The organism is Silvimonas amylolytica (assembly GCF_014645555.1).
In the GTDB taxonomy this organism is placed as follows: Bacteria; Pseudomonadota; Gammaproteobacteria; order Burkholderiales; family Chitinibacteraceae; genus Silvimonas; species Silvimonas amylolytica.
On sequence record NZ_BMLY01000002.1, the window covers coordinates 214,551 to 238,805 of the forward strand.

23 protein-coding genes are annotated in these 24,255 nt (G+C 59.5%); 17 read left to right on the forward strand and 6 right to left on the reverse strand.

Features of this window, described 5'->3' with window-relative positions:
* The first annotated feature begins 74 nt into the window (after window positions 1-74).
* Window positions 75-941: a cytochrome c oxidase subunit 3 gene (locus tag IEX44_RS07200; protein WP_188691063.1), complete on the forward strand. Its 867-nt coding sequence runs from the start codon at window positions 75-77 to the stop codon at window positions 939-941.
* Window positions 942-1,160: 219 nt separating this feature from the next.
* Here the strand turns inward: IEX44_RS07200 and IEX44_RS07205 are convergent, their stop codons facing one another.
* Window positions 1,161-1,364 carry a DUF2909 domain-containing protein gene (locus IEX44_RS07205; protein WP_188691066.1) on the reverse strand — a complete coding sequence of 68 codons (204 nt, stop codon included), beginning with the start codon at window positions 1,362-1,364 and terminating at the stop codon, window positions 1,161-1,163.
* 40 nt (window positions 1,365-1,404) lie between these two features.
* Between IEX44_RS07205 and IEX44_RS07210 the strand changes: the two genes are divergently transcribed.
* The 5 genes from IEX44_RS07210 (at window position 1,405) to IEX44_RS07230 (ending at window position 5,981) form a co-directional block, all read left to right on the forward strand.
* The gene (locus IEX44_RS07210) at window positions 1,405-2,148 is read left to right on the forward strand and encodes an SURF1 family protein (RefSeq protein ID WP_188691069.1); all 744 of its coding nucleotides are present in this window, start codon (window positions 1,405-1,407) and stop codon (window positions 2,146-2,148) included.
* A complete protein-coding gene (locus tag IEX44_RS07215; RefSeq protein ID WP_188691071.1) occupies window positions 2,145-2,630 on the forward strand; it encodes a hypothetical protein in 486 nt (161 codons plus the stop codon). The genes IEX44_RS07210 and IEX44_RS07215 overlap by 4 nt, the downstream gene beginning before the upstream one ends.
* A gap of 97 nt (window positions 2,631-2,727) precedes the next feature.
* Window positions 2,728-3,744 (forward strand): COX15/CtaA family protein, encoded by a 1,017-nt coding sequence (locus tag IEX44_RS07220; RefSeq protein ID WP_188691075.1) that lies wholly within the window; start codon window positions 2,728-2,730, stop codon window positions 3,742-3,744.
* A complete protein-coding gene (cyoE, locus tag IEX44_RS07225) occupies window positions 3,704-4,606 on the forward strand; it encodes a heme o synthase (RefSeq protein WP_188691077.1) in 903 nt (300 codons plus the stop codon). The genes IEX44_RS07220 and cyoE overlap by 41 nt, the downstream gene beginning before the upstream one ends.
* A gap of 166 nt (window positions 4,607-4,772) precedes the next feature.
* Complete coding sequence (locus IEX44_RS07230; protein WP_188691081.1) at window positions 4,773-5,981, forward strand: MFS transporter; 1,209 nt, start codon at window positions 4,773-4,775, stop codon at window positions 5,979-5,981.
* Between the two features lie 16 nt (window positions 5,982-5,997).
* Here the strand turns inward: IEX44_RS07230 and IEX44_RS07235 are convergent, their stop codons facing one another.
* Window positions 5,998-6,510 carry a DUF1993 domain-containing protein gene (locus IEX44_RS07235; RefSeq protein WP_188691084.1) on the reverse strand — a complete coding sequence of 171 codons (513 nt, stop codon included), beginning with the start codon at window positions 6,508-6,510 and terminating at the stop codon, window positions 5,998-6,000.
* A gap of 159 nt (window positions 6,511-6,669) precedes the next feature.
* Window positions 6,670-7,695 (reverse strand): cupin-like domain-containing protein, encoded by a 1,026-nt coding sequence (locus IEX44_RS07240; protein ID WP_188691087.1) that lies wholly within the window; start codon window positions 7,693-7,695, stop codon window positions 6,670-6,672.
* 212 nt (window positions 7,696-7,907) lie between these two features.
* Here IEX44_RS07240 and IEX44_RS07245 point away from each other — a divergent pair, with 212 nt between their 5' ends.
* From IEX44_RS07245 to IEX44_RS07270, 6 genes are all read left to right on the forward strand, one after another.
* On the forward strand, window positions 7,908-8,414 hold the full coding sequence (locus IEX44_RS07245; RefSeq protein ID WP_188691090.1) for a PH domain-containing protein: 507 nt from the start codon (window positions 7,908-7,910) through the stop codon (window positions 8,412-8,414).
* 69 nt (window positions 8,415-8,483) lie between these two features.
* On the forward strand, window positions 8,484-9,386 hold the full coding sequence (locus IEX44_RS07250) for a trypsin-like peptidase domain-containing protein (RefSeq protein WP_188691094.1): 903 nt from the start codon (window positions 8,484-8,486) through the stop codon (window positions 9,384-9,386).
* A gap of 185 nt (window positions 9,387-9,571) precedes the next feature.
* Complete coding sequence (locus IEX44_RS07255; RefSeq protein ID WP_188691099.1) at window positions 9,572-10,504, forward strand: glycoside hydrolase family protein; 933 nt, start codon at window positions 9,572-9,574, stop codon at window positions 10,502-10,504.
* 228 nt (window positions 10,505-10,732) lie between these two features.
* Window positions 10,733-11,692 carry a glycosyl hydrolase gene (locus IEX44_RS07260; RefSeq protein WP_188691102.1) on the forward strand — a complete coding sequence of 320 codons (960 nt, stop codon included), beginning with the start codon at window positions 10,733-10,735 and terminating at the stop codon, window positions 11,690-11,692.
* Window positions 11,693-12,020: 328 nt separating this feature from the next.
* Complete coding sequence (locus IEX44_RS07265) at window positions 12,021-14,285, forward strand: phosphocholine-specific phospholipase C (RefSeq protein ID WP_188691105.1); 2,265 nt, start codon at window positions 12,021-12,023, stop codon at window positions 14,283-14,285.
* Window positions 14,286-14,691: 406 nt separating this feature from the next.
* Window positions 14,692-14,991, forward strand: coding sequence for a Dabb family protein (locus IEX44_RS07270; protein WP_188691108.1), 300 nt, complete (start codon window positions 14,692-14,694; stop codon window positions 14,989-14,991).
* Between the two features lie 6 nt (window positions 14,992-14,997).
* Here IEX44_RS07270 and IEX44_RS07275 read toward each other — a convergent pair whose 3' ends face one another.
* Both IEX44_RS07275 and IEX44_RS07280 read right to left on the reverse strand, forming a co-directional pair.
* On the reverse strand, window positions 14,998-16,026 hold the full coding sequence (locus IEX44_RS07275) for an alpha/beta hydrolase fold domain-containing protein (RefSeq protein ID WP_188691112.1): 1,029 nt from the start codon (window positions 16,024-16,026) through the stop codon (window positions 14,998-15,000).
* Between the two features lie 118 nt (window positions 16,027-16,144).
* Complete coding sequence (locus IEX44_RS07280) at window positions 16,145-16,822, reverse strand: YoaK family protein (RefSeq protein ID WP_188691114.1); 678 nt, start codon at window positions 16,820-16,822, stop codon at window positions 16,145-16,147.
* Between the two features lie 226 nt (window positions 16,823-17,048).
* Between IEX44_RS07280 and IEX44_RS07285 the strand changes: the two genes are divergently transcribed.
* Window positions 17,049-17,417 carry a YrdB family protein gene (locus tag IEX44_RS07285; protein WP_188691117.1) on the forward strand — a complete coding sequence of 123 codons (369 nt, stop codon included), beginning with the start codon at window positions 17,049-17,051 and terminating at the stop codon, window positions 17,415-17,417.
* Between the two features lie 41 nt (window positions 17,418-17,458).
* Here IEX44_RS07285 and IEX44_RS07290 read toward each other — a convergent pair whose 3' ends face one another.
* Complete coding sequence (locus IEX44_RS07290) at window positions 17,459-17,602, reverse strand: hypothetical protein (protein WP_188691121.1); 144 nt, start codon at window positions 17,600-17,602, stop codon at window positions 17,459-17,461.
* Between the two features lie 282 nt (window positions 17,603-17,884).
* On the opposite strand from IEX44_RS07290, the gene IEX44_RS07295 reads away from it, so the two are divergent.
* The 4 genes from IEX44_RS07295 (at window position 17,885) to tpiA (ending at window position 24,211) form a co-directional block, all read left to right on the forward strand.
* Complete coding sequence (locus IEX44_RS07295) at window positions 17,885-19,861, forward strand: helicase-related protein (protein WP_188691125.1); 1,977 nt, start codon at window positions 17,885-17,887, stop codon at window positions 19,859-19,861.
* Window positions 19,862-19,950: 89 nt separating this feature from the next.
* Window positions 19,951-21,450, forward strand: a complete 1,500-nt coding sequence (glpK, locus tag IEX44_RS07300; protein WP_188691128.1) for a glycerol kinase GlpK — start codon at window positions 19,951-19,953, stop codon at window positions 21,448-21,450.
* 350 nt (window positions 21,451-21,800) lie between these two features.
* Window positions 21,801-23,345 carry a glycerol-3-phosphate dehydrogenase gene (glpD, locus tag IEX44_RS07305; RefSeq protein ID WP_188691132.1) on the forward strand — a complete coding sequence of 515 codons (1,545 nt, stop codon included), beginning with the start codon at window positions 21,801-21,803 and terminating at the stop codon, window positions 23,343-23,345.
* On the forward strand, window positions 23,342-24,211 hold the full coding sequence (gene tpiA / locus IEX44_RS07310; RefSeq protein WP_188691135.1) for a triose-phosphate isomerase: 870 nt from the start codon (window positions 23,342-23,344) through the stop codon (window positions 24,209-24,211). Before glpD ends, tpiA begins: the two co-directional genes overlap by 4 nt.
* Window positions 24,212-24,255 lie beyond the last annotated feature (44 nt).

Here is a 24,255-nt window from a genome sequence, read left to right on the forward strand (position 1 = left end):
CCAACAAGGACAAGGGCGGAACCACCGCCACATGAACGACCTGCAGGCCACACGGTGGCCGACTGGAGAGAAGCATGAACGTAGAGAACGGCATTCACGACGCGCACTACTTTGTGCCGCAGCCCTCGCGCTGGCCGATCACTGGCTCGATCGCCCTGTTTTGCATGACCTGCGGCACCGCGCTGTGGATCAACAACATGCAGGCGGGCAAATGGCTGCTGCTGGTGGGGTTTGTCATCCTGATCCATATGCTGATTGGCTGGTTCGGGGACGTCATCACTGAATCCCAGCACGGTGATTACGGGCAGCAAGTGGATCATTCGTTCCGCTGGGGCATGAGCTGGTTCATCTTTTCAGAAGTCATGTTCTTTGCGGCGTTTTTCGGCGCGCTGTTTTATACGCGCACGATCTCGGTCCCGGAACTGGGTTGGTTCTCTGACACCCACGACGTGCTCTGGCCGACGTTCAAAGCAACCTGGCCGGGTGTGAGCGGCCCCAAGGTTGCGCCCTACGCGCCCATGGAAGCCTTTGGTATTCCGGCCATCAATACCGCCTTGTTGCTGAGTTCCGGCATCACCGTCACCTGGGCGCATTGGGGCTTTGTGAAGAACAACCGGACACAAATGGCGCTGGGCCTGGCACTCACGATCGGGCTGGGTGCGATCTTCCTGGTGCTGCAAGCCCTCGAATACCACCATGCCTATACCGCCATGCACCTGACGCTGGCCTCTGGCGCGTATGGGATGACCTTTTTCATGCTGACCGGCTTTCACGGCATGCATGTGCTGGTCGGCGCGATCATGCTCTCGGTGATGCTGGGACGCGTGCTCAAGGGCCATTTCACGCCGGAACACCACTTCGGCTTTGAAGCCGCCGCCTGGTACTGGCACTTTGTAGACGTGGTCTGGCTGGGACTGTTTGTGTTTGTGTACTGCCTGTAAGCACAGGGCCAAAGGTGGATTGCCAGGCGAATCCACTCCTTCAGTGCATGCATGGACGTAGCGCCTGTTAAAACCGCCGCAGGCATGGCATCAAGCGGTTTTAACCGGCGCTGGATAGTTGTCGAAAGGCGGGAAGTGCAGGGGCCACCGGCAAGGGCAGGGGAAAGGCGGTTACGCCTTTCCCCGATACGCCCGGGTCAGGGATTGAAAACAACAGGTTCAGGGCGTCGGCCCATGGGGTTGCAGCAAGCCAAAATACCAGGCCAGTAGCAACAAGATAAACAACGCGACTGATACCGCAATGCGCAGCGTGAGTGAACGGGCCAGTTTTTCAGAGCGGGATGGCCCGCGCACCAGTTGCAGCAAGGCGCGCCCCAGGGCAAACAGAATGACCAGCAAGAACAGTACGATGACAACTCTCATGGCGTCTCCTCCAGATACCGGAAACGGTAGCACAACTGTCATGAAGCTGCCGGCAGCGCACCAGCGCCGTGGTGCGCTGGTGGGCCTGGCCGCGCTGGTATTGCTGACTGTGGCGCTGGGTATCTGGCAAGCGGCGCGTGCTGTGTACAAACAACGGCTGGCCGATCATTACGCCGCCAGCATTGCCCTGCCACCACTGACGTGGCGCAACGGTGACATACCGCCCCTGTTCCGGCGTTTGTCGTTGCAGGGCTACTGGTTATCTGGCCAGACACTCTACCTGGATCATCGTGATTACAACGGCGAAGTGGGTGTCGAGGTGATTACGCCATTTCGGCTTGCCGATGGGAGCATCGTGCTGATCAACCGTGGCTGGCGTGCTACGCAAACTGTAGAAAGCGCCGCCATCCCCGCGATGCCACAGGTGGAAGTGCTTAACTGGCCCCGTTTTTTTGAACTGGCCCATACCCCGCCGCAAGGCAAACTGTTCCAGAACATCACCGCCGCACGGTTCGCCGAGTGGTCTCATCTGCCGCAGCCCTTGTGGTACGGACGACTGCGTTCAGACACCAACGATGGCCTGCAGCATGACAGCGCCGTGCCGGATTTCAACCCCTCCCGCCATATCGGCTACATGTTGACCTGGTGGGGCATGAGCATTGCCGGGCTGTTTTTGTGGCGGCATTTCCGGCGCAGCACGCGTGCGCCACAAGCCGGCCTGGTCACCGAAGCCCGTATCACCCCAAAACAAGAAACCACCGCACCTGAAGGAGACAACGCATGAGTCTGAATCGCGGGCAAAAAACCTTGCTGTTGATGTTTGGTATCACGCTCGCCCCCATCCTGGCTGCCCAGGCGTTTTTTCATTTCTGGCGCCCAGCGATGGTCAAAAGCTATGGCGAGCTAATCGCCACACCTGATGCCGCACCGGCCAACGGGTATTGGCGTCTGGTGGCCGCTGATCCACAAGGTTGCACCGATAACCAGAAAGCGCTGCTATTCGCGACCCGCCAGATGCGGCTCGCGCAAGGCCAGGAAAGCCACCGTATCCAGCGTGGTTCTACCGTTGTCTGCCCGGCGCTGGATCACGACGTCGCAGTGCTTGGCAACGCCAACGGTCTTTCTGCCGGCGGGCTGTATTTGATCGATCCGCACGGCAACCTGGTGATGCGCTATCGGCCAGAACAGATTGGCGACAACGAAGGCCGCAAGAAAGCCATGGCGGAGATCGGCAAGATTCTGAAGAACAACGAAGCGCTGGGGTGATCCGGCGCGGGTGAGAGGTGGCTGTGCAGGACGTTTGACGACGTGCCACGGACAGAACTGGTTCAGTCCGCGGATCTGATGCGAGGGGAGAAATAGAGTGCGGCAATCCCGTTTGCGTTACCTTGCCTGGCTGGCCGTGATCTGGACCTTTGGTCTGGTCATGCTGGGTTCGTTTGTTCGTTTGTCTGATGCCGGGCTGGGCTGCCCGGACTGGCCCGGTTGTTATGGCCACCTGACCGTACCCCAGGCCGCGCATGAGATCGCCCATGCGGCTGCCACCTTTGGTACCACCGTCGAGCCCGACAAAGGCTGGAAGGAGATGATCCACCGTTATGCGGCTGGGGGCCTGGTACTGATTGTGGTGGCGCTTACCACCGCGCTCTACCGCCAGCGCCAGCGGTTTGATCTGCCCACGCCGCTGGTTTTCGCCCCGTTGCTGGTCATTGTGCTGCAGGCGCTGCTGGGCATGTGGACCGTCACCCTCAAGCTCATGCCCGCCGTGGTCACCGCGCATTTGCTGGGCGGCATGACCATGCTGGCACTGCTCTCGGCGATTGCCCTGCGCGGCACCTTGCCCAAACTGCATATCGATCATGCCAACCGTACTTTGGCATGGATAGCGCTGGTAGCGGTGTTATGCCAGTTGATCCTGGGCGGGCTGGTTTCCAGCAATTACGCAGGTCTGGCCTGTGCAGGCTTCCCGGCCTGCCGCGGCAGCTTTGCGCCACCTGATGGCCTGATGGACATGTTGCGGGTTGACCGCCAGCTGGGCCTGACCAGCGATGGCATGCCTCTGCCGATCAGTCATCTGGCCGCCATTCACTGGCTGCATCGCGCAGGTGCGCTGGTAGTGACCCTCACGACGATCTGGCTGGCCCTGCGTTTGTGGCTGACCAACCGCAATACCGCGCTGTTGTTACTGGCTGCGCTGGTCGTGCAGGTGGGCCTGGGCATCGCCAATGTGTTGCTCTCTTTGCCCCTGCCGCTGGCCGTGTTGCACAACGGTGGCGCGGCTTTCCTGCTGTTTTGTCTGACGTCCGTGCTAGCCCGTAGCCGCGCACCGAGAATCTTCCATGTCTACACAAACACTCACCACGTCTTCACGGGCCGTTGAGCTCTGGCGGCTGGGCAAGCCCAAGGTCGTCAGCCTGATTGTTTTCTGCGCAGCGGCGGGCGCCTTGATGGCGACACCGCAGTGGTCGGCGTTACCCAATGTCATCTTCTCTTTGCTGGGGATTGCATTGGTCGCCATGGGCGCAGCGGCGGTCAATTGCCTTGTGGAACGGGATCGTGATGCCGTCATGCGCCGGACCGAACGCAGGCCGCTGGTCAAAGGCACGCTCACGCCCCTGGAAGCTGGCCTTTACGCCACGATCATGACGCTGGGTGGTCTGGCGCTGCTGCAAACTTTTGCCAACGCGCTGGCCATGTGGCTGACCCTGGGCACCTTCTTTGGCTATGCGGTCATCTACACGCGCTGGCTGAAACCCGCGACACCGCAAAACATTGTGATTGGCGGTGCAGCGGGCGCCATGCCGCCCGTGCTGGGCTGGGCGGCCGTCACCGGCAGTGTTCCGGCCGAAGCCACCGTGTTATTCCTGCTGATCTACACCTGGACACCGCCCCATTTCTGGGCCCTGGCCCTATACCGGCAACTGGACTACCAAAAAGCCGGGCTGCCCATGCTGCCTGTCACCCACGGCCCGGCGTACACCCGCCAGACCATCGTCCTCTATGCCGTGATGCTCTACGCCGTGGCACTTCTGCCCTTTGTGATCGGCATGAGTGGCTGGGTGTATCTGGCCATTGCCGTGTGGTTCAACAGCGGGTTTCTGTGGCGATCAATCAAGCTCTACCGCACGGCCGATGAGGCAGTGGCACGCGGATTGTTTCTGTATTCCATCCGCTATCTGGCCTGGGTATTTGGGGCACTGATACTGGACCGGATCTGGACGATGGTGCTGAATCACCTCTGAGTCTCACCACTTCATCAAACCACCCGAGCGATTCACGACGGGTGGTTTTTTCATGCGCTTTCGCTGGATTGATGCGGCCATTCATCCAATGACATTGGAATAGGAAATGATCATTCCCTATTATCACGCCATTGATCTCCAACTGCGCCTGTTCTCCGGATAATCCATGAACCAACCCCAAAACCCGGTCGCACAAGTCTCTGACCATGCCGGCATCTCCGGCGGGCTGATCACCTTGCTGGCCGTATCCTGCGGCTTGATCGTGGCCAACATCTATTACGCGCAACCCCTGATTGGCCCGATCAGCGCAGCGCTGGGTCTGCCTGTCAGCGCGGCCGGTTTGATCGTGACCATGACGCAGATTGGCTACGGTGCAGGGTTGATTCTGGTCGTGCCACTGGGTGATCTCTTTGAAAACCAGCGGCTGGTGCTGATGATGGTGGGGCTGGCGGCGGTGTCTTTGCTGGCGGCTGCCTTTGCGCCCGCCCCGCTCCCTTTTCTGACCGCCGCATTATTCATCGGGCTTGGCTCGGTGGCGGTGCAGATTCTGGTGCCTTACGCGGCCCATCTGGCGCCAGAAGCCCGCCGGGGGCGTGTGGTCGGGAATGTCATGAGCGGCTTGATGCTGGGCGTGATGTTAGCCAGGCCGGTCTCCAGCTTTATTACAGCGCTGAGTTCCTGGCATGTGGTGTTTATCCTCTCGGCCGTTGCCATGGTGGCGTTGGGGTTTGTATTGCGCAGCAAACTGCCGCAACGCCAGCCAACTCACGCCCTCTCGTACCGCGAGTTATTGTCTTCCATGGCGCATCTGGCCCTGAATACACCCATTCTGCGCCGCCGTGCTTTGTATCAAGCCTGCATGTTTGGCACTTTTAGCGTGTTCTGGACCACCTCGCCACTGCTGTTGGCAGGCACCTATCACCTGACCCAGCGCGGCATTGCCTTGTTTGCGCTGGCCGGTGTCGCTGGTGCCATCGCTGCCCCGATCGCGGGCCGCGTCGCCGACAAAGGCTGGAGCCGCCCCGCCACGGCCATCGCCATGATCGTTGCCGTTGTGGCGTGGCTGCTCACTCACCTGGCGCCGGAAGGCTCCTTGCTGGCACTGGGTTTGCTGGTCGTCGCGGCAATCATGATCGACTTTGGCGTGCAAGCGAATGTCGTGCTCGGCCAACGTGCCATCTTCGCTCTGGGCGCGCACGCGCGCAGCCGTCTCAATGGTTTATACATGGCGACGTTTTTCGCAGCGGGTGCGGTTACCTCCGCATTGGGAGGCTGGGCCTATGCACACGGAGGTTGGGTTTGGGCCAGTGCGCTGGGGCTTGCCTTGCCGGTGCTGGCACTGGTTTATTTTGCGACCGAGAAGGCTGGCAAATGACGCCCCACTGTGGGGATTACTCCCCGTAAGGCCCCAGATAATCCAGCTTCCCGACATCCAGCCCATGCTGCCGCAAGATTGCGTGTGCAGTGGCGATGTGGAAATAGAAATTCGGGAGCACAAACGTCATCAGGTATTCGTCGCCGGTAAACGTGGTTTTGATGGTTGAAAAATCCAGCGTTACTTCCCGCGTATGCGTGCCATCAAGCTGTTGCGGCGTGATGGTGTCAAAAAATGCCTGCGTTTTCAGGATGCGGTTTTTCAACTCGCCAAACGTGGTCTCGCAATCCGGGAAACGGGGCACTTCAATGCCAACCAGACGGCCAATGGCATTTTTGGACGTGTCAGAGGCGCGCTGAATCTGCCCGGCCAACGGCAACATGTCTGTTGCGATGCGTGCATGGACGAGCACTTCAGGGGGCACTCCGGCGGCTTTGGCATGGGCATCGGCTTTGTCCAGATAACCTGCCAGGACCTGCAGACCACGCTGGAACACCGGGATGGAAAGGCGATACATCGATACAGCCATGACAGCGTCACTCCTGGATGGGTCTGCTAACGGTGGCGACGATCCACCGAAAATTCAAGCCGTTGTCATCAGTATCGGCGATCCGTATCAATCATGATGCAGATTTTATGCGCGGGTAGCCGTCACCATCACGGCGTAACGGCCACCCAAAGCAACACGTCAGAACGCGCGATCGGCCGGGTATGAACTCGTGAAGTCGTTTTGCCAGCGGAAATTGATAAACGACATCGTGACGGAGACTTCCAGCCCTTCTACGAAGTGCCAGCACCCCACCGGCAGGAACAGGATTTCACCCGGGTTGAGCGTGCATTCCAGTGGGCGGACACGGCGCATTTCCGGGAACCGCTGCAGATCAATATTGCGCGCATCGACATAGGTAAAGCAGTGCTCGTGGTTGTACATGCTGGCGATTTCCGTCGCTGGAACCAGCACAATGCGTTTACGGCCAATGATCTGCGCCATGAAATTGTTGGTCAGATCATGATGGAACGGCGTGATGGTACCCGCCGGGCCAAACCACAAAAATCCGCTATCCTGGGAGGACGGGTCCAGGTATTCGGGTAGCGGCAGGACGTCGTTCCACAGTTCAGCCAGCGCAGCGCGATTGCGCGAGTCGTTGTAGGCCGTCATGTAGAAATCGTTGGTCGGGCTTTGGGCGCGCACCAGGTTCACGTACTCGGCGAAGCGCATGGTTTTTTCATGGCGCTTTTTATCGAGCTCATAGTGCTGGTTACTATTCCGGCCAAACTGCACCTGGACCTCGGCATTGCCACAACGGCTGGCAAAGTAATCAAGGCTCCATTTATTCATGGCCGGCCAGCGATCCATCATGCCGGTGATAATGACCGGCCGCCCGGCGGTATAGAACTCATCAAAGAATTCGCGCGTACCCAACCGATGCCGCCGCGGGATTTCCGCCGCACGCAGGTGCTCCAGGCGGCGCAGGTTGTCCAGTACCCAGTCGCGCTTGGCCAGGCGGTTCTTTAAACGCTGTGCACCGGCCAGATAGGGGCTCTGCTGAGCCGCCTGAAGCTCCGTGACCGCCATGTCCGGCGCAATACCGCCCGCGACCATGACTTGCAAAAGATCATTCGGGTTGCTGCCCAACAGCAAGTTCTCGGCTATCCAGCGCCGCCATTCATTGTCGACGACGACCGTCGCTGCGGCCTGATTCTGAGTATCCATCCATCCTCCTTGTCCGGTCATTGCCGGTTTTACCCGTCGCTTCAAGCGCTTGGGCGATGTTGTCATGACACATTCAAGCGTACTTGCTGCTCCCTGGCGTGGGTAGCCTTTGCCCGCTGGACGTTTGTTAAACGAGACATTCGGCCAATCCACCCTGAGAACCGTGCAAGTCAGCAGCGTATGCTGACCATGTCATCCCACCGGAGCCCGCAATGCGCTTTGCTGCTGCACCGTGGCCAACCACGCTCAAGCTCACGTCCGCAGCTTGTACCATCGCGCTCGGCGCTGGCGCCTGCGTGTTGTATCACGTGCTCGGCAATACACCTCGCATCAATCCGGCACTCGCCGGGCTGGCTGGACTGCCACTGCTGGTCTTGCTGACCAGCGCGGCATACATCATTCGTGCCTACCGCATCGAAGGCGACGCCCTGGTGATAGAGCGACCCTGCTTTTCCACCCGCATCCGCCTTTCCGGTTTGCGATCGGCCCGGCTGGACCCAGCGGCTTGCGAGGGCTCAATACGGCTGCGCGGGAATAGCGGGCTGTATTCGTTTTCGGGTCTGTATCGCAACAAGATGCTGGGTCAATACCGGCTTTACGCCACCGATCTGCAATGCGCTGTGATCCTCGAACTGCCGCAGCGCACGCTCGTCATCACACCTGCGCAACCTCAGGCGCTGGTCGCTACGATCAGAGCGGCAAGAGGCCTGCAGAGTTAATGTATCCGCGTGTATGGAAAACAACGCCGTGTATCTCTGAAATTGACGCAAAACTTACCATTTGCGAGGATGGCGCAGCCTTTAATTGCCAAACTCAAAGAAATGATTCTGCGCGCTTCCAGCTTTGCCTTGCTGCTCTGTCTTGCGCTTCCCGCGCAGGCTGAGATCTATAAAACCAGGGACGCCAACGGAAATATCACGTTTACCGACGTAGACCCGAACGCACCCAATCAGGTATCTGAAAACAAAGGCGCGCAAAGTTCCACAGTAAGGTCTACACGCCAGGTTACGACATTCAGCCGCTATGGCAGCTGGCGAACTTTACAGACCAGCACGGTGACGGTTCAGACTCGTGCGCCGGCCTCTGCCGCTGGCAGTGGTTTCCGGGTTGCCACAAACATGATTGTCACCAGCAAGCATCTGGTTCACGACTGCAGCCGGGTCATGATCGACAACAACCGCATGGCCATGCAGGTGGCGTTGAGCGGAGAAAGCGATCTGGCATTGATTCGGGACTATGGCAGCAGTGGTTCCATGGTCAAATTTCGCAAAGATGAAGCACATGCCGGCGAGAGCGTCTTTGTCGGCGGGTTTCTTTCGCCCGCAGAAACAGGTGACCGCGCGGTACTCCACACGGCGAAAGTACAAGTAAAAAGCAGCGGTGCGGATCCGCATGTATTTGGCGTCACCGGAAACATAATGGCTGGTGCCAAAGGCGGGCCCATTCTGGATCAGGCCGGTCACCTGATCGGGCTGGTTTCGTTCAATACCAATACGGATACCGCCTCGCATGTGATCGAGGTGACGCCCAATGCGCAGAGCAGCCCGGCCATCAAGGGTTCAGAGATCACCCAGTTTCTGAAGGCAAACAGCGTCGAACCGCTGATCGCCGAAGCGAACCAGCCGGTCGAGCAAACGGTCATTGCCAATAACCTTGAACACGCTATGGTCACGATTACCTGCTATCGGTAAGACATACCGGTTTGTATGTTTTTGTGTCTATCCCGCCGCGATCAACCGCCTGTCATGCCACACCGACAACACATTGGCTAATGATTGCTACAGACCCACGGCAGCTTTAGCATCGCCGCGAATTTGCAATCGTTTTCAACAACGCCAGATACGGCGGAAACGCTTGAATGCGCGGGGATTTATTCATGAAGCTGGTGCCTGACCACCCGACCCGATCTCTCCTGGGGCTTGCAGTACTTTGCGCCGCGCTCACGCTAGCTGCCTGCGGCGGCGGCGGCGGTGACAGTAGTAGCCAGGTCAGCGCGCCCGCCACGGCCACGCCGACGCCAACGCCGGCCGCTGCAACCAAAAGCTTCAAACGCGGCATCGCCTACGATGTGGCCAACAGTCAGGACCTGGCCGCGCTCTCGCCCGGCGTCAGTTGGTGGTACAACTGGGGGCTGAAGCCCAACAGCGGGCTGCCAGCGAATGCGCAGACGTCGGCGGGTATGGATTTCGTCCCCATGCTCTGGAACGATAATTTCGTCGACGCCGACGTCATTACCTATCTGAAAGCCAACCCCGCCATCAAATATCTGCTGGTACTCAACGAACCCAACCTCGTCGATCAGGCCAATATGACGCCTGCAGCGGCGGCCACGTTATGGCCGCGGTATGAAGCCATCTCTGCGGCAACTGGCGTGAAACTGGTCGGGCCGGCCATGAACTGGGGCACGCTCTCGGGTTACAGCGACCCGGTAGTCTGGCTGGATGCCTTCTATGCCGCGTATCACGCTGCCAACAACAACCGTGATCCGCAGATCGACTACCTGGCCTTCCATTGGTATGACTATGGTTTGTCTGGTCAGCTGGACCGGTTGACCAAGTACGGCAAACCGTTCTGGGTGACCGAGTTTGCCAATTGGCATTCGCAAACCGATGGTGCCCAGATTGACACCCTGGCCAAGCAAGAAGCCCAGATGGCCGATATGGTCAACACCTGCGAAACGCGCCCGGACGTATTTCGCTATGCCTGGTTCACCGGGCGCATCAGTCCGGACCCGCACTTTGACAGCCTGCTGACCGGCACGGGCGTGCTCTCCGATCTGGGGAGCAAATACCTGATCCAGCCCTGGTAGCTCTGACAGGCGCAAAAAGCCGGTCTGGCAGCACCCCGGCACAAGGCTGACGTCTGTCCGCAAGAATGGACCTGCGGCAGGAACCCGCCGAACGCGAGTTCCTGCGCCTTGGTCTATTTTAGTGGAGCCTTCGTCAAGGCGCCGCCCACTCTGTACTGGTCCGCCAGGTTTGCCCCGTGTTCCGCCGCACCCTGTCCGCCGGGTCAGTGCAATACAGGAGAACACATCATGCACGGCCTCTCTCAGCACGAAGACCCCCACCGATTACGCTGGCTCATTCTTTTTGTCGCTACAGCCGGACTCTATGCGTGCGGTGGTGGCGATGACAGCAGCTCCGACTCCTCCAGCATGGCCCGCAGCACCAACAGCCTGACCCCTTCCAGCGTCACCCCGGTTCCCTCTGGCACCAGCAAAAGCACCAAACGCGGTATTGCAGGCGATCTGGGCGCCTACCCGGCCGATCTGCCCGTGGTCTCCAACGGCATTAGCTGGTGGTACAACTGGAGCCTGAAACCCAACGCCAATGTGCCCGCCGATTACATCGCGGCGTACAACATGGAATTCATCCCGATGATCAAGACGGGAGATTTCGTCGATCAGGATGTCATCAACTGGCTGCTGGCCAACCCCACCGTGAAATATCTACTGGTGATCAACGAACCCAATAAAACCAAGCAAGCCAATATGAGCCCGTGGCAAGCGGTGGTGGTCTGGCCGCGGTTTGAGGCCATTGCCAGGCAGACTGGCGTCAAGCTGGTCGGGCCGGCCATGACCATGGGTAATATGCTGCATTACAGCGATCCGGTGGATTGGCTGGATAGTTTCATCGCCGACTACTACGCGCTATATCACCGCAACCCGCAAATGGATTTCCTGGCTTTCCACTGGTACGACTACGGCCTGGCCGACGCGCTCGACCGACTGGATAAATACGGCAAGCAAATCTGGGTGACTGAGTTCGACAACTTCCACACAGCCAATGACGGGTTGCAGATCGATACCGAAGCCAAGGCGCTGACGCAGCAGGCCGACATGGTCAAGACGCTGGAAACGCGCAGCGACGTGTTCCGCTACGCCTGGTATACCGATCGCGTCACTGGCAATCCGGTTTATATCAATCTGCTAGCCGGGCCAGGGCAACTGACCAATATGGGTAGCCAGTATGTGAGCCTGCCCTGGATGTACTGACAGTTTGATCATGCCCCACATCGACTGGAAACGGTGGGGTGCCCACCGTTTCTGCGTGTGGCGTGCGTGCTCCGTGTCCTTGCCTTTCAGCGCTCCTCGCCGCCACCGGTCGACGACAATCGGCGCAATCAATTTGCGTGTCATTCATCTATACGTCTAGCAAAAAACAGCGCTATCACGCTTGCCCGCGATAAGTGATCCATACCCGAAATACCCTCTATGTGTCGGTTTTTAAGGGTTTTTTCGGTCACAAAACTGCAAATCTGTCTCCCTACCGTTGCGGCACGCCGCATACCGGCAGCTCAAATAACAGCATGGAGACGAGACAATGGATCAGCAGTTTGATGGTTTTAATCGCCGGCGTTTCATGAAAGGCGCAGCCGCTGCGCTGGCCGGCACAGTGTTACCTGGCGGTCTGCAGCGGGTACTGGCGGCGCCTGCGGCCACGGGGACACTGGGCTCCATCGCCCACGTGGTGATTTTCTCCCAGGAAAACCGCTCGTTTGACCATTACTTTGGGTCGCTCAACGGGGTCTCCGGTTTTGGCGATAACCACCCGTTATTGCAAAACGCCGCCAATGGCGTTGCCAATGTGTTCTATCAGAAAAACGGCAGCGTCATCCAATGTCCGTTTCACCACAATCTGAAAACCACTGCGGCCGAATGCGCGGCTGATGTAGCACACGACTGGTCCACCGGCCATACAGGTTGGGATAACGGCAAACTGGATAAGTGGTACGCAGCCAAAGGCGGCCTTTCCATGGGCTACTTCAACCGCCAGGACATCCCGTGGCATTACGCGCTGGCCGATAATTTCACCGTGTGCGATCACTATTTTCACTCGGTGATGGGCCCAACCAACCCCAACCGGCTGTATTTGATGTCGGGCACGATCGACCCACAAGGCAAGAATGGCGGCCCGGTCACTGACAATAGCGAGAAAGGCTACACCTGGACGACCTACGCAGAGCGCTTGCAAGCCGCGGGCATCAGCTGGCGCGTCTATCAGGAACAAGACAATTTCGACGATAACGCGCTGGCCTGGTTCAATAACTTCAAGAATGCCGGCACCTCCTCGCCGCTCTATACCAACGGCATGCAGCGCCGCACACCCGCCCAGTTTGCGGCGGATGTCGCGAACGACCAGTTGCCAGCAGTCTCTTGGGTCATCGCCCCAGCCTCTCTGTCTGAACACCCGGATTACGGCCCCAACCCCGGCGCCAACTATGTGAACCAGTACCTCACCGCCCTCGTGAGCAACCCGGCGGTATGGCAAAAGACCGTGTTTTTTCTGGTGTACGACGAAAACGGCGGATTCTTTGACCATGCCATTGCGCCGGTCGCCCCCACCGGCACAACCGACGAATTTGTCTCCGGTGTGCCGATTGGCCTTGGCGGACGGATTCCGGCGTTGGTGATTTCGCCCTGGTCAAAAGGCGGTTATGTGGCCAGTGAAGTGTTCGATCACACCTCCACCCTGCGTTTCCTTGAAGCCTGGACGGGCGTGCAGGAGCCCAATATCAGTGCCTGGCGCCGCAAAATCTGCGGTGATCTGACCAGCACGTTCAACTTCACTGCAAGCGATTACGCCTTCCCGACGCTCCCAGACACCGCCGCGCAGGCCGCGAATGCCGCCAATGAATGCAAGAATTTGCCAGCAGCGACCCCGATCGCAACGACCACACCGCCCACCCAGGAAACTGGCCCACGCCTGGCGCGAGTCCAACCGTATCAGCTGAATGCCTGGGGTGGCGCAGACCGCAGCGCCGGCCGCTACTGGATCTACATGACCAATCAAGGCCCGCAGGACGTGATGATGTCGGCCTACGTCAACGCTTACCGCACCGACGGGCCATGGCGTTATCAGGTTACGGGTACGGGCGTGCAATCGTCTGACTATTTCAGCGTCAACACCTACGGCGGCGGCAAGTACGATCTCAGCGTGTATGGCCCTAACCGTTTCTACCGCCGCTTCGCTGGCAATATCTCTGCCACGGCCTGGCAGAATCAGCCCGAGCCGGAAGTCACCATCACGATCAGCACTGCCGGTACCCCGATTGCACTGACCTTCAGCAATACCGCCAATATTTCCGCGACCTTCACCGTGACCCGTCGCAATGCCCCGGCCGGTGGCGCGGGTGGCCAGGTGTGGACGGTGACCGTGCCAGCAGGTCAGAGCACGGGTCAGAGTTTCCCCACCCACGCCGACTGGTACGACTACCTGGTGACATTGAGCGGCGATACTTTGTTTGCACGGGAATTTGCAGGGCACATCGAAGGCGCGGTCGGTACCACCGAGCAGCCGTTCACCGCCATCGTGGCCACCCCTACGCCTGCGCCGTCACCAACCCCTGCCCCGACGCCAGCACCGTCCCCGGTGGCCACGCCCGCGCCTGCGGCGACACCCGCCACGGCGCCAGCAGCAGCCAGCGCCTGCGGCACGCCGTGGAATAGCAGCACCGTCTACGCCAATGCAGGCCAGACGGTGAGCTATCAGGGCCACAACTATCAAAACAAATGGTGGACTCAGGGGGACAACCCTGGCCAAAGCGGCCAATACGGGCCTTGGCAAGACCTGGGCGCGTGCAGTTAAGTTGTGCCACACAACAACAAAGCCGCCGCAATGGTGGCTTTGTTGTTGACGGCAACCGGGCCGATGATCGCCAGGACGTTAGCGCGCGAGTACCGCAGCGTAGTCAGCCTGGAGACGGACCTGGTGTCTGGCTTTCATCACAAAAATCAGGTCGGCCCAGCGAATGTATTCAACGCTTACGCGCAGCGGGACACCTGGGCGGTGTCCTGGCAGAAGGTGGGTCCATGCCGGGGGTCTTGTGCCAGATTTGTTCTGCGACGGGACGGCGCTATTGATCACAACTACAAATAAACAGCACCTTGCTCATCCCGGCAGCCTGCGGGTTGATTTGTGCCAATGCGGGCCGATTTGACAATCACGCCCGGCAATTGCCGATCACATTACTCCCCGATCAAGGAAGGACTCCATGGCACTGCGTCACCTGGTTTTATTGCGCTTCAAAGACGAAATCACCGCTGACGCGCGCAACGCGCTTGAGCAGGAATTTGCGGCGCTGGCCACAAAAATTGGCGGTATCAGTGCATTTGAGTGGGGGCTGGATGAAAGTCCGGAGCCTCTGGCCAAAGGATTGACCCACATTTTCAATTTTACGTTTGTAGACGCTGCGGCCCGCGATGCCTATCTCCCGCACCCGGTGCATCAGGCATTTGTTGCCAAACTGAAGCCGGCACTGGCCGATATCCTGGTCCTGGATTACCCCGTGTAAGGGCTTTCACCCTACGCCCAGCGTGTGCAGAAAGGTGTCAATCGTCGTGGTTTCCTCGTTGTCGGCCCCGACTTCAGCATTGATCTGCATATGCGAGCGTGCCAGCGGTTTGATCGTCACCTTGCCGCCCAACTGGGCAATTTTCGCCGCCATGCGTTCAGCGCTGTCGCAGGATGTCGCGCGCTCTGTGGAGCAAATCAACAACATGGGTACCGGTCTGGCTTTGAGTTGCTGATAGGGCGACACCGCAGCCCAGCCAGCCGGGTCTTTGCCAAAAGCGCGGTCGTACAAGGGCAAGTGGCGTGACTGCATCAGCGCGGGGACATCCATGGCGGCGCTATCCAGCGCAACCGTACCCAGCCATGGCTGGACACCGGCGGACCTGGCAATGCCCTCATCCACTGTAATCAGCGATACAAGATGGGCACCTGCCGAATGCCCCATCAGCACCACGCGCGCCGGATCACCGCCCCAGGCTTGGGCATGGGCCTGTACATAAGCAATGGCCCGAGCAAGATCTGCAGCCTGATCCACCGGTGCAGCCTGGGGCAACATCCGGTAATTGGCAGAGATAAAGATGACCTGGCGGGCGCGCCAATAGCTGGCTTTGGGCTCTACTACGTTTTGCGCACCCTTGTCCCCGAACTCCCACCCGCCACCGTGCGCCATGAACATAATGGCGGCATGGTCGGGGTGATCCGGAATATAAACATCAAGTTTCTGGGCTGGATCTGCACCGTAGCTCACGTCACGCAAAACCGAACCAGGCGCGGCCGACACGGGTGCAGGGAGTGACTGGCGCGGCGTGTCGCCCGTGATCGGCCCTATATCGCGCAAGGTATCGCGGCAACTGTTGGTCAACTCCGCCAGATGCTTGCGCAAACAAGCCACGACGCGACCACCACCCGGTTTGACGTCCTGGCAAAATGACTGATAGTCAGCACTGCATGCCTGTACCAGGCCAGAACCATCGCTGGCAGCGTACAGCAGCACGGATAATCCCCAGACAGTAAGCCCTGCAACAACCGACCGCATGATTGCGCTCCGCTGATAGGTAGGCCGGACATACCGGCAAGTATTCCTACCTGCCAGAACGCCAGCCGCGCCGTCGGCGTTGACGGCGCTGTGAGGCCTGTCACAAACAATTCATCCGCTAGCCGTCAGCCGGCCGGCGTGCCAGCCAGACACCCGCCAGCGACAAGAAGGGCGGCAGCAACAGGCAGACGCGCCCCCACCAATGAAACAACAGCGCGGCGGCAGCGCAACCCAGGGCAAAAGCCAGCACCGCCGTGCCCATTTTCTTCAAACGGGTACGCGCCTGGTTGGCCAGATCTTCTGGCAGGCCACGCCACAAATCGACCGCATCAATGACAATCTGCGTGGTACTGCCCGTCATCAGCGTGGTCGGTGGGGCGGTGGGCAAATGAATGCGATGCACGCCATTCTGGATGGCCATCGCGGCGACCAGCGTCAACCCGGTCAGCATGGCGGTCCAGTGATCCCCGTTGGTGAATGGCCCCAGCACCATGGCAAACAGCCCACCTAGCGCCAGCAGCAGGGTCTGGGTAAATAACAGCACAGTCACGCCGCCGTCGGGTCTGGTGTTCAAGGCCGCTGCAGCCAACCGCACCAGCGCCACCACAATGCAAAACACCGGCAGCGCCAGCAATTTGGTGATCACGCCCGATGATCCAAATGCCAACGCGGCACCCAGTGTCACAAAGTTGCCGGTGACATGAGCAGTAAACAACCCCTGCAAAGCCAGGAAACCGGCTGTATCGACATAGCCCCCAAGGGCGCTGAGTAGTCCGGGCAAATGATCGCGTGTCACGGTGTGATTTGATCCTGGCGGGTTTTATGCAAAATGTATAACCGTTGCGACTATCGGCCGCAATCACGCCGTACTGTTTTTACCCCGCCGGGTAGACCGGGCCTCGGCCAGAAGTCAGAGCCCACGGCCAGTTTGCCCTGAGGCAAAGGCAGAGCCAATATAAGAGCAAGGGGCGGCGCGTCAGTCGCCAGGTCCACCTCACAAGGCCTGTCATCGCGGGAGGCATATGGGCTTTCATCCAATCAACCTGTTTGTGCGCTTTATACTGGAAGTGGCCGCACTGGCCGGACTGGCGTGGTGGGGATGGCAAACGCATACCGGCATGGACCGACTGGCGTTCTGCGTACTGACCCCCGCCCTCGTTGCCACCATTTGGGGCATGTTTGCAGTGCCGGGAGATCGCAGCCGGCATGGCGACGCACCCGTGCCAGTGCCTGGAGCCATCCGATTGATCCTGGAGCTAGCGATATTCGCGGCAGCGGTGATCGCACTGGCGCTGGCGGACATGCCGGTACTGGCACTGCTGCTTGCTGCAGCGGTACTGGTGCACTATCTGTTGTCGGCGGACCGGGTCAATTGGCTAGTCCATCACTAGCCAGCGTCGGCAATGGCGGGCGCCCGCGGCTCCAGCCGGCTTTATTCGACGGCGTAACCGATTACCGCGACGTCTTCACCCATCACTTCTTCCCGATACAACTCGACGCCCCCGTTGCAGCTACCGGCAATCACCCAGCGTCCATCACCTACCGGAGTCAGTGTCCGGGTTTGGTCACAGTCCATTACGTTGACGCCGGGTTTGTTCAAACAATGGAAGCAGTTGTTGCTCATGGCCGTTCTCACAATCATGCAGAAGAATCGATAAGCGCCACATTCTCTATATGCATCAGAGACATAAATATCGGAAACTTCTGAATGCGAGGGTAAATTTGCCATCGGCATGCTATGAGCCCTGCCCGTACCACGTCGCCAGACGACACGCGTATCGCCCAGGGCTAGTCATGGTTGCCGCACCGCAGCAGCAAGGCTTTACAATCATGTCCATACTCTTCTTGCGCGCCACACATGACCGACACCTTGCTTGATACCAATGACACATCCGCCCTTGATGATTATCTGAGCGCCAGCCAGGCCAGCCTGATTACAGTGGAAGGCAGCTATGCGGTATCGGTCCACGGCGAGATCGTCATCAACAAGCGCGTGGTGCCCTATCACCTGGTACCTGACGCCGGTTTTCTCGGAAAGGTCGCCAAATGGCGCAAGTTAAGCCCCGAAGCGCGTCTTTCGCTGCTGCAAGAACGCTGGAACGCTGCCAGCCGCGCTGAGCTGGAAAGCGAATTGCGGCAATGTGCGCTGAAAATTGCGCGTATTGCCACCGAACACGAACTTGATCCAGGTAGCGCCTTCAACGCCTTCCAGGCCCGCTACGAGCTCGCACGCCTGCGCTGCAAAGTGGCGCTGGAACGGATTGAAGCGCTGCGTGACAACCGCACGCAAGAACATCAAGCCAGCAAGACGCGCGATGCGGTCAACCTCTCGCTCTACCCGGAATCCTTCACTCTGGCGCAGAAAATGCCGCGCCATTTCATTGCCATTCTGGGCCCGACCAACTCTGGCAAAACCCACACCGCCATGGAACACCTGACCCGTGCGCACAGCGGCGTGTATCTGGCGCCACTGCGTTTGTTGGCGCTGGAAAACTACAACCGCCTGCTGGAGGCGGGCGTGGCGGTCAGCCTTGTCACCGGCGAGCAACGCAAGCTGCATCCGGATGCGACCCACGTCGCCAGTACGGTAGAAATGCTCAACCCGAATCGCGCCGTCGATGTCGCAGTGATCGATGAAATCCAGTTACTGGAAGACCCGGATCGCGGCGCAGCCTGGACGGCCGCTGTCTGTGGCGTACCCGCCATGACGGTTTATCTGCTCGGCGCGCTGGAAGCTGAAGAGGCCATTGAGGCACTGGTCACGCGGGTTGGCGGTACGCTGGAAGTACGCAAGCTCGAACGCAAATCACCACTGGAAATGGAACGCCAGCCACTGGGTTCATTGCATAACCTGCAAGCAGGCGATGTGTTGATCGCATTTTCACGGCGCGATGTCTTGAGCTGGCGCGATCAGGTCATTGAACGGGGTTTCCCCGTTTCTGCCATTTACGGCAACCTCTCTCCGGAAGTACGTGCGGCGCAGGCCGAGCGTTTTGTTGAGGGTGAAACCAAAATCGTCGTGGGCACTGATGCGATCGGCATGGGTCTGAATACCCCGGCGCGTCGGGTCATCTTCACCACCGCCAACAAGTTCGACGGAGTCTCCGAAGGCACCATCAGCGCCGCACTCGCCAAGCAAATCGCCGGTCGGGCAGGACGCTTTGGCGCGCACGAAACCGGTTTTGTCGCCGGGCTGGATGCCGCCACCCACAAGATTATTGCCACCTTGCTGCGCCAGAAGGTCGAACCCCTGCCGGCCACCGGCTTCTTTGTCGCCCCCAACCTGGACTATCTGCAGCAAATCTCTGCCGCCAGCGGGCAACTCAAACTGTTTACCCTGCTGGAACTCTTCACCCAGCACATCAATGTGCATGATGAATTCTTCCTGCCCGCCAACCTGACTGACCAGATGGAAAAAGCCAAATGGCTGGACGTCTTGCCCTTGTCGCTGGAAGACCGCTACATGTTCAGTCTGTGCCCGATCTCCACGCGGATTCCCATGCTGGAACGTGCGCTGAAAGACTGGGCCGGCCTGCGCAGCCAGAAGAAACCCGCGCCCCTGCTGCGTATGGAAGGCATGATGGGCCGCAACGAACTGCAATACCTGGAAGACACCTGCAAGCTCTACGCCGCCTACGCCTGGTTGGGTTATCGCATGCCCGATACCTTCCCGCATGAAGACATGGCCCAGTCGCTGATGCAATCGACCTCTGAGAAGATTGACCAGATGCTGCAAAGCCAGAACATGAAGCATCGCCACGGGCACGGGGGCCGTAAAGGTCAAAAGCCGGCAGGTCGCCGACAGCCCGCTGGCAAAAAGGGATTCCGGCGCTAAAAGCGCTGCGACTGGCAGGAGGCGCCCACAAGCCTCTATAGTGCTCCAAACCCGCGCGCCACCCGGTAACGCGGTCCATGGAGAGTTTCATGTCATCCCGATATATCCTCGCGCTGGATCAAGGTACGACGAGTTCGCGCGCGATTGTGTTTGATCGCACCGGCAATATCGTCTCGCTGGCGCAGAAAGAATTCCGCCAGTTCTACCCACAACCGGGCTGGGTGGAGCACGACCCGCGTGAAATCTGGGGCACGCAAGCGGGTGTGGCCGCCGAGGCGGTGGCCTCTGCTGGTCTGAGTGGCAAAGATATCGCCGCCATTGGCATCACCAATCAACGCGAAACCACCATTGTGTGGGATCGTGAAACCGGTCAGCCGGTGTACCACGCCATTGTCTGGCAAGACCGGCGCACTGCCGGCTTTTGCGATGAACTCAAGCACAGCGGTCATGAGGCGTTGATCCGGGAAAAAACCGGCTTGCCCATTGATGCGTATTTTTCTGCCAGCAAAATCCGCTGGATTCTGCAAAACGTCCCGGGTACCCGAGAGAAAGCCCAGGCCGGCAAGCTGGCCTTTGGCACCGTTGATAGCTGGCTGGTGTGGCATTTCACCCAGGGTGCCGTGCATGTCACCGATGTCTCCAATGCCTCGCGCACCATGCTGTTCAACATCAATACCCTGGCATGGGATGACGACCTGCTGCGGTTGTTTGATATCCCGGCCAGCATGCTGCCGCGCGTGGGTTCATCCAGCGAAATCTACGGCCACACGGTCGACAACCTGTTGGGTGGCGCAATCCCCGTGGCCGGCATTGCCGGGGATCAGCAATCTGCGCTGTTTGGCCAGCAATGCACGCAACCGGGCATGGTCAAGAATACCTATGGCACCGGCTGTTTTCTGATGATGAATACCGGCGACGCCCCCATCGCCTCCCGCAACAATCTGCTCAGCACCGTGGCATGGCAGGTCAATGGCAAGGTGCAATACGCCCTGGAAGGCAGCATTTTCAGCGGCGGTGCCGTCGTGAAGTGGCTGCGCGATGGCCTGCAGTTGATCCGCAATTCTGCTGAAATAGACACCCTGGCGCGCAGCGTGCCCGATACCGATGGCCTGTATCTGGTGCCCGCCTTTGCCGGACTGGGCGCGCCACACTGGAATCAGGATGCCCGCGGCGCCCTCTTTGGTGCCACCCTGGGCACCAGCGCTGGCCATATTGCCCGCGCCGCACTGGAAAGCATTGCCTGGCAAACCATGGATGTCGTTCGCGCCATGGAAGCCGATGCCGGCGTGCCCATGCCCGAGCTGCGCGTCGACGGTGGCGCCACGGTGAACAACCTGTTGCTGCAATTCCAATCAGATATCCTGGGCATCGACGTTGTTCGGCCACGCATCACCGAGACCACCGCCCTGGGTGCGGCCTACCTGGCCGGTCTGGCAGTGGGATATTGGCACGACCTCGCCGACGTGGCTGGTCAATGGCAACTGGACCACCGCTTTACGCCAGCCATGGCGGGCAATGACGTGGCGAGCCGTGTCGCAGGGTGGCAGCGGGCCGTGCGGGCGAGCATTGCATGGGCCAATGATCGATAAGCATGGGTGAAGGTACCGGGCGGTGCTGCGGGAATCCCGCCCAGGCGGGCCGCCGGGCTCAAGTATGACAGGGTCAAGCGTGCAATCCCAAAGCGCCGTCCGGTCCAGAACCAATTGCAAAACCTGTCAGGACCCCCAGCGCAAAGCCCTGTGTATTCAACCCGTTGCAGCTACCCCACACCTGCTCCGCCACTCGCACCATCAAATATTGTTCAAGGCCGCTTTTACGCCTAGCCTGAATTCATAGAACAAAGAACGTGAGCGGCTGGCCAGATCGCGCACAGTAGCACCGGCAAGGCATCTGACGCGCAGCCGCCCAGGTTTCATGAACCCGCAAACAAGGTGCGACCTTGGACAAGCTGATTTATGACTTGCTGGTGATTGGCGGCGGCATTAATGGCGCCGGTATAGCGCGAGATGCCGCCGGGCGTGGCCTGTCCGTGCTTTTGTGTGAGCAGGACGATCTGGCTGCGCATACCTCGTCGGCCAGCACCAAACTCATTCATGGCGGGCTGCGCTATCTGGAGCACCACCAGTTCGGCCTTGTGCGCAAAGCCTTGCAAGAGCGCGAAGTGCTACTGCGCTCTGCGCCACACATCATTTCCCCGCTGCGTTTTGTGATGCCACATGCGCCAGAACTGCGCCCGGTGTGGATGATCCGCCTCGGACTCTTTCTGTATGACCATCTGGCCCGTCGCCAGGTCTTGCAAAGCGCAGAAGCCATAGACCTGACTACACATATCTGTGGTGCCGTGTTACGGCCTGGTTTTCAGCGTGGGTTTGTGTATTCGGATGGCTGGGTTCAGGATGCGCGCCTCGTGGTGCTCAATGCACTGGATGCCGCCGAACGTGGCGCCACGATCCTGACGCGCACCGCCGTAGTCGCCGCCGCGCGGGAAAACTGTTCCTGGCGGGTGACCCTGCGTACTCCGGACAACCAGCATCAGCTGGTGTTTGCGCGTGGCGTGATCAACGCGGCCGGACCGTGGGTGAACCGATTGTTGGGCGATGTGCTGGAAGTGACACCGCGTCATTCAGTGCGGTTGGTCAAGGGCAGTCACATCATCGTGCCCAGGCTGTTCAATCACCCTTATGCGTATCTTTTCCAGAACCCGGACAACCGCATCATCTTTGCCATTCCGTTTGAGGATGATTTCACATTGATTGGCACCACCGATGTGGATTTCCGGGGCGACCCTGGCAAGGTGAAGATCGATACTGCAGAGACGGATTACCTGTGTCGCATGGTGAACCGGTACTTCGCCAAAGAAATCACCCCGGCGGATGTCGTCGCAACCATGTCTGGCGTGCGCCCACTGGTCAAAGACCAGGCCACCAATGCCTCCGCCGTCACCCGCGATTACACGCTGGAACTGGATGAAAAAGGCCCTCCGCTGGTATCCATCTTCGGCGGCAAGATCACCACCTACCGCAAGCTCTCTGAACAAGTGGTCGATCTGATTGGTCCTCGACTGGACAATCATCGTCCAACCTGGACCGCCAGCGCACCTTTACCCGGTGGTGATATCCCGAAGGCAGATTTTCATGCATTTGCCAGCGGGCTGGCGCGGCAATACCCCTGGTTGCCAGCGCCGTTATTGCAGCGTTATGCCCGTGCCTATGGCACGCGCATTCATGTTTTACTGGATCAAGCGCGTTCGCTGGGCGATCTGGGGGAATGCATCGTGCCGGGCTTGTATGAACGTGAAGCCCGCTATCTGGTTGAAGTCGAGTGGGCACAGACCGCAGAGGATATCGTCTGGCGGCGCAGCAAGCTCCGGCTGCATCTCAAACCCGGCGAAGAAACCGCACTGGAGCGCTGGTTAACCGCGTACCACGCCAAAGCAAAACAAACGCCCGCCACGCGGCGGGCGGTACAAGAGCCCGCGCCATGAGCCTGTTTGCCCGCGCCGTGCACACCACCCCGCTGACCGCGCCTGACCAGGCGCGTGTGCCCACGCGGGTCAGGATGGTCGTAGGCAACTGGAAAATGCACGGCAGCCTGGCACTGTGTCGCGAGATGGTACCCGCCATGGCCAGCATCGCCCAGCCAGACACCGCGCTGGTACTGTGCCCGCCGGCGCCCTATCTGGGAGAAGTAGCCCGCCTGGCCGCCAACACCGATGTGCAATGCTGCGCGCAGAACGTGGCCGATGCCCACAGCGGCGCACTGACAGGTGAGTGGTCGGCCGGCATGCTGGCAGATCTGGGTTGCCGTTACGCCATTGTGGGGCACTCTGAGCGGCGGCGGCACTATCATGAAACCGATCACATGATCGCCGCCAAAGCACAAGCTTGCCTGGAAGCGGGTATAACGCCGATCGTGTGTGTGGGCGAAAGCTGGGTACAACATCAAACCGGGCAGACCGAAGTTGTTTTGCAACACCAGTTGGGCACACTCCTGGCGTTGCCGGACTGGCGCCGGTTGATCATTGCGTATGAGCCCGTCTGGGCAATCGGCACCGGTGTCGCGGCGCAGCCGGATACCGTCGAAGCGGCCCACCGGTATATCCGGGGGCGTTTTGCCACCCGGGACCCAATAGCAGGCAACAGCATGACCGTGTTGTATGGCGGCAGCGTCAACGCTGAGAACGCCATGCAGTTGTTTGCGCTACCAGATGTGGATGGCGCGCTGGTTGGCAGTGCTTCGCTGCAAAGTGATGCGCTAATGCAGATTTACACCGCCGCCCTGCGCCATGGCGCATCTGCGGCAACCCCGGGCGCGGCACATCGTGCGCGCGGCGATCAGGCAACGGAGTAAACGCATGGCACACCGTACCGTACTAGCCGAACAAGCCCCTGCCC

Excerpts from the sequence above, each read along its gene's own strand:
- IEX44_RS07200 (WP_188691063.1), top strand. The coding sequence starts at position 75 with ATGAACGTAGAGAACGGCATTCACGACGCGCACTACTTTGTGCCGCAG.
- IEX44_RS07205 (WP_188691066.1), bottom strand. The coding sequence starts at position 1,364 with ATGAGAGTTGTCATCGTACTGTTCTTGCTGGTCATTCTGTTTGCCCTG.
- IEX44_RS07210 (WP_188691069.1), top strand. The coding sequence starts at position 1,405 with ATGAAGCTGCCGGCAGCGCACCAGCGCCGTGGTGCGCTGGTGGGCCTG.
- IEX44_RS07215 (WP_188691071.1), top strand. The coding sequence starts at position 2,145 with ATGAGTCTGAATCGCGGGCAAAAAACCTTGCTGTTGATGTTTGGTATC.
- cyoE (WP_188691077.1), top strand. The coding sequence starts at position 3,704 with ATGTCTACACAAACACTCACCACGTCTTCACGGGCCGTTGAGCTCTGG.
- IEX44_RS07230 (WP_188691081.1), top strand. The coding sequence starts at position 4,773 with ATGAACCAACCCCAAAACCCGGTCGCACAAGTCTCTGACCATGCCGGC.
- IEX44_RS07235 (WP_188691084.1), bottom strand. The coding sequence starts at position 6,510 with ATGGCTGTATCGATGTATCGCCTTTCCATCCCGGTGTTCCAGCGTGGT.
- IEX44_RS07240 (WP_188691087.1), bottom strand. The coding sequence starts at position 7,695 with ATGGATACTCAGAATCAGGCCGCAGCGACGGTCGTCGTCGACAATGAA.
- IEX44_RS07245 (WP_188691090.1), top strand. The coding sequence starts at position 7,908 with ATGCGCTTTGCTGCTGCACCGTGGCCAACCACGCTCAAGCTCACGTCC.
- IEX44_RS07250 (WP_188691094.1), top strand. The coding sequence starts at position 8,484 with ATGGCGCAGCCTTTAATTGCCAAACTCAAAGAAATGATTCTGCGCGCT.
- IEX44_RS07255 (WP_188691099.1), top strand. The coding sequence starts at position 9,572 with ATGAAGCTGGTGCCTGACCACCCGACCCGATCTCTCCTGGGGCTTGCA.
- IEX44_RS07260 (WP_188691102.1), top strand. The coding sequence starts at position 10,733 with ATGCACGGCCTCTCTCAGCACGAAGACCCCCACCGATTACGCTGGCTC.
- IEX44_RS07265 (WP_188691105.1), top strand. The coding sequence starts at position 12,021 with ATGGATCAGCAGTTTGATGGTTTTAATCGCCGGCGTTTCATGAAAGGC.
- IEX44_RS07270 (WP_188691108.1), top strand. The coding sequence starts at position 14,692 with ATGGCACTGCGTCACCTGGTTTTATTGCGCTTCAAAGACGAAATCACC.
- IEX44_RS07275 (WP_188691112.1), bottom strand. The coding sequence starts at position 16,026 with ATGCGGTCGGTTGTTGCAGGGCTTACTGTCTGGGGATTATCCGTGCTG.
- IEX44_RS07285 (WP_188691117.1), top strand. The coding sequence starts at position 17,049 with ATGGGCTTTCATCCAATCAACCTGTTTGTGCGCTTTATACTGGAAGTG.
- IEX44_RS07290 (WP_188691121.1), bottom strand. The coding sequence starts at position 17,602 with ATGGACTGTGACCAAACCCGGACACTGACTCCGGTAGGTGATGGACGC.
- IEX44_RS07295 (WP_188691125.1), top strand. The coding sequence starts at position 17,885 with ATGACCGACACCTTGCTTGATACCAATGACACATCCGCCCTTGATGAT.
- glpK (WP_188691128.1), top strand. The coding sequence starts at position 19,951 with ATGTCATCCCGATATATCCTCGCGCTGGATCAAGGTACGACGAGTTCG.
- tpiA (WP_188691135.1), top strand. The coding sequence starts at position 23,342 with ATGAGCCTGTTTGCCCGCGCCGTGCACACCACCCCGCTGACCGCGCCT.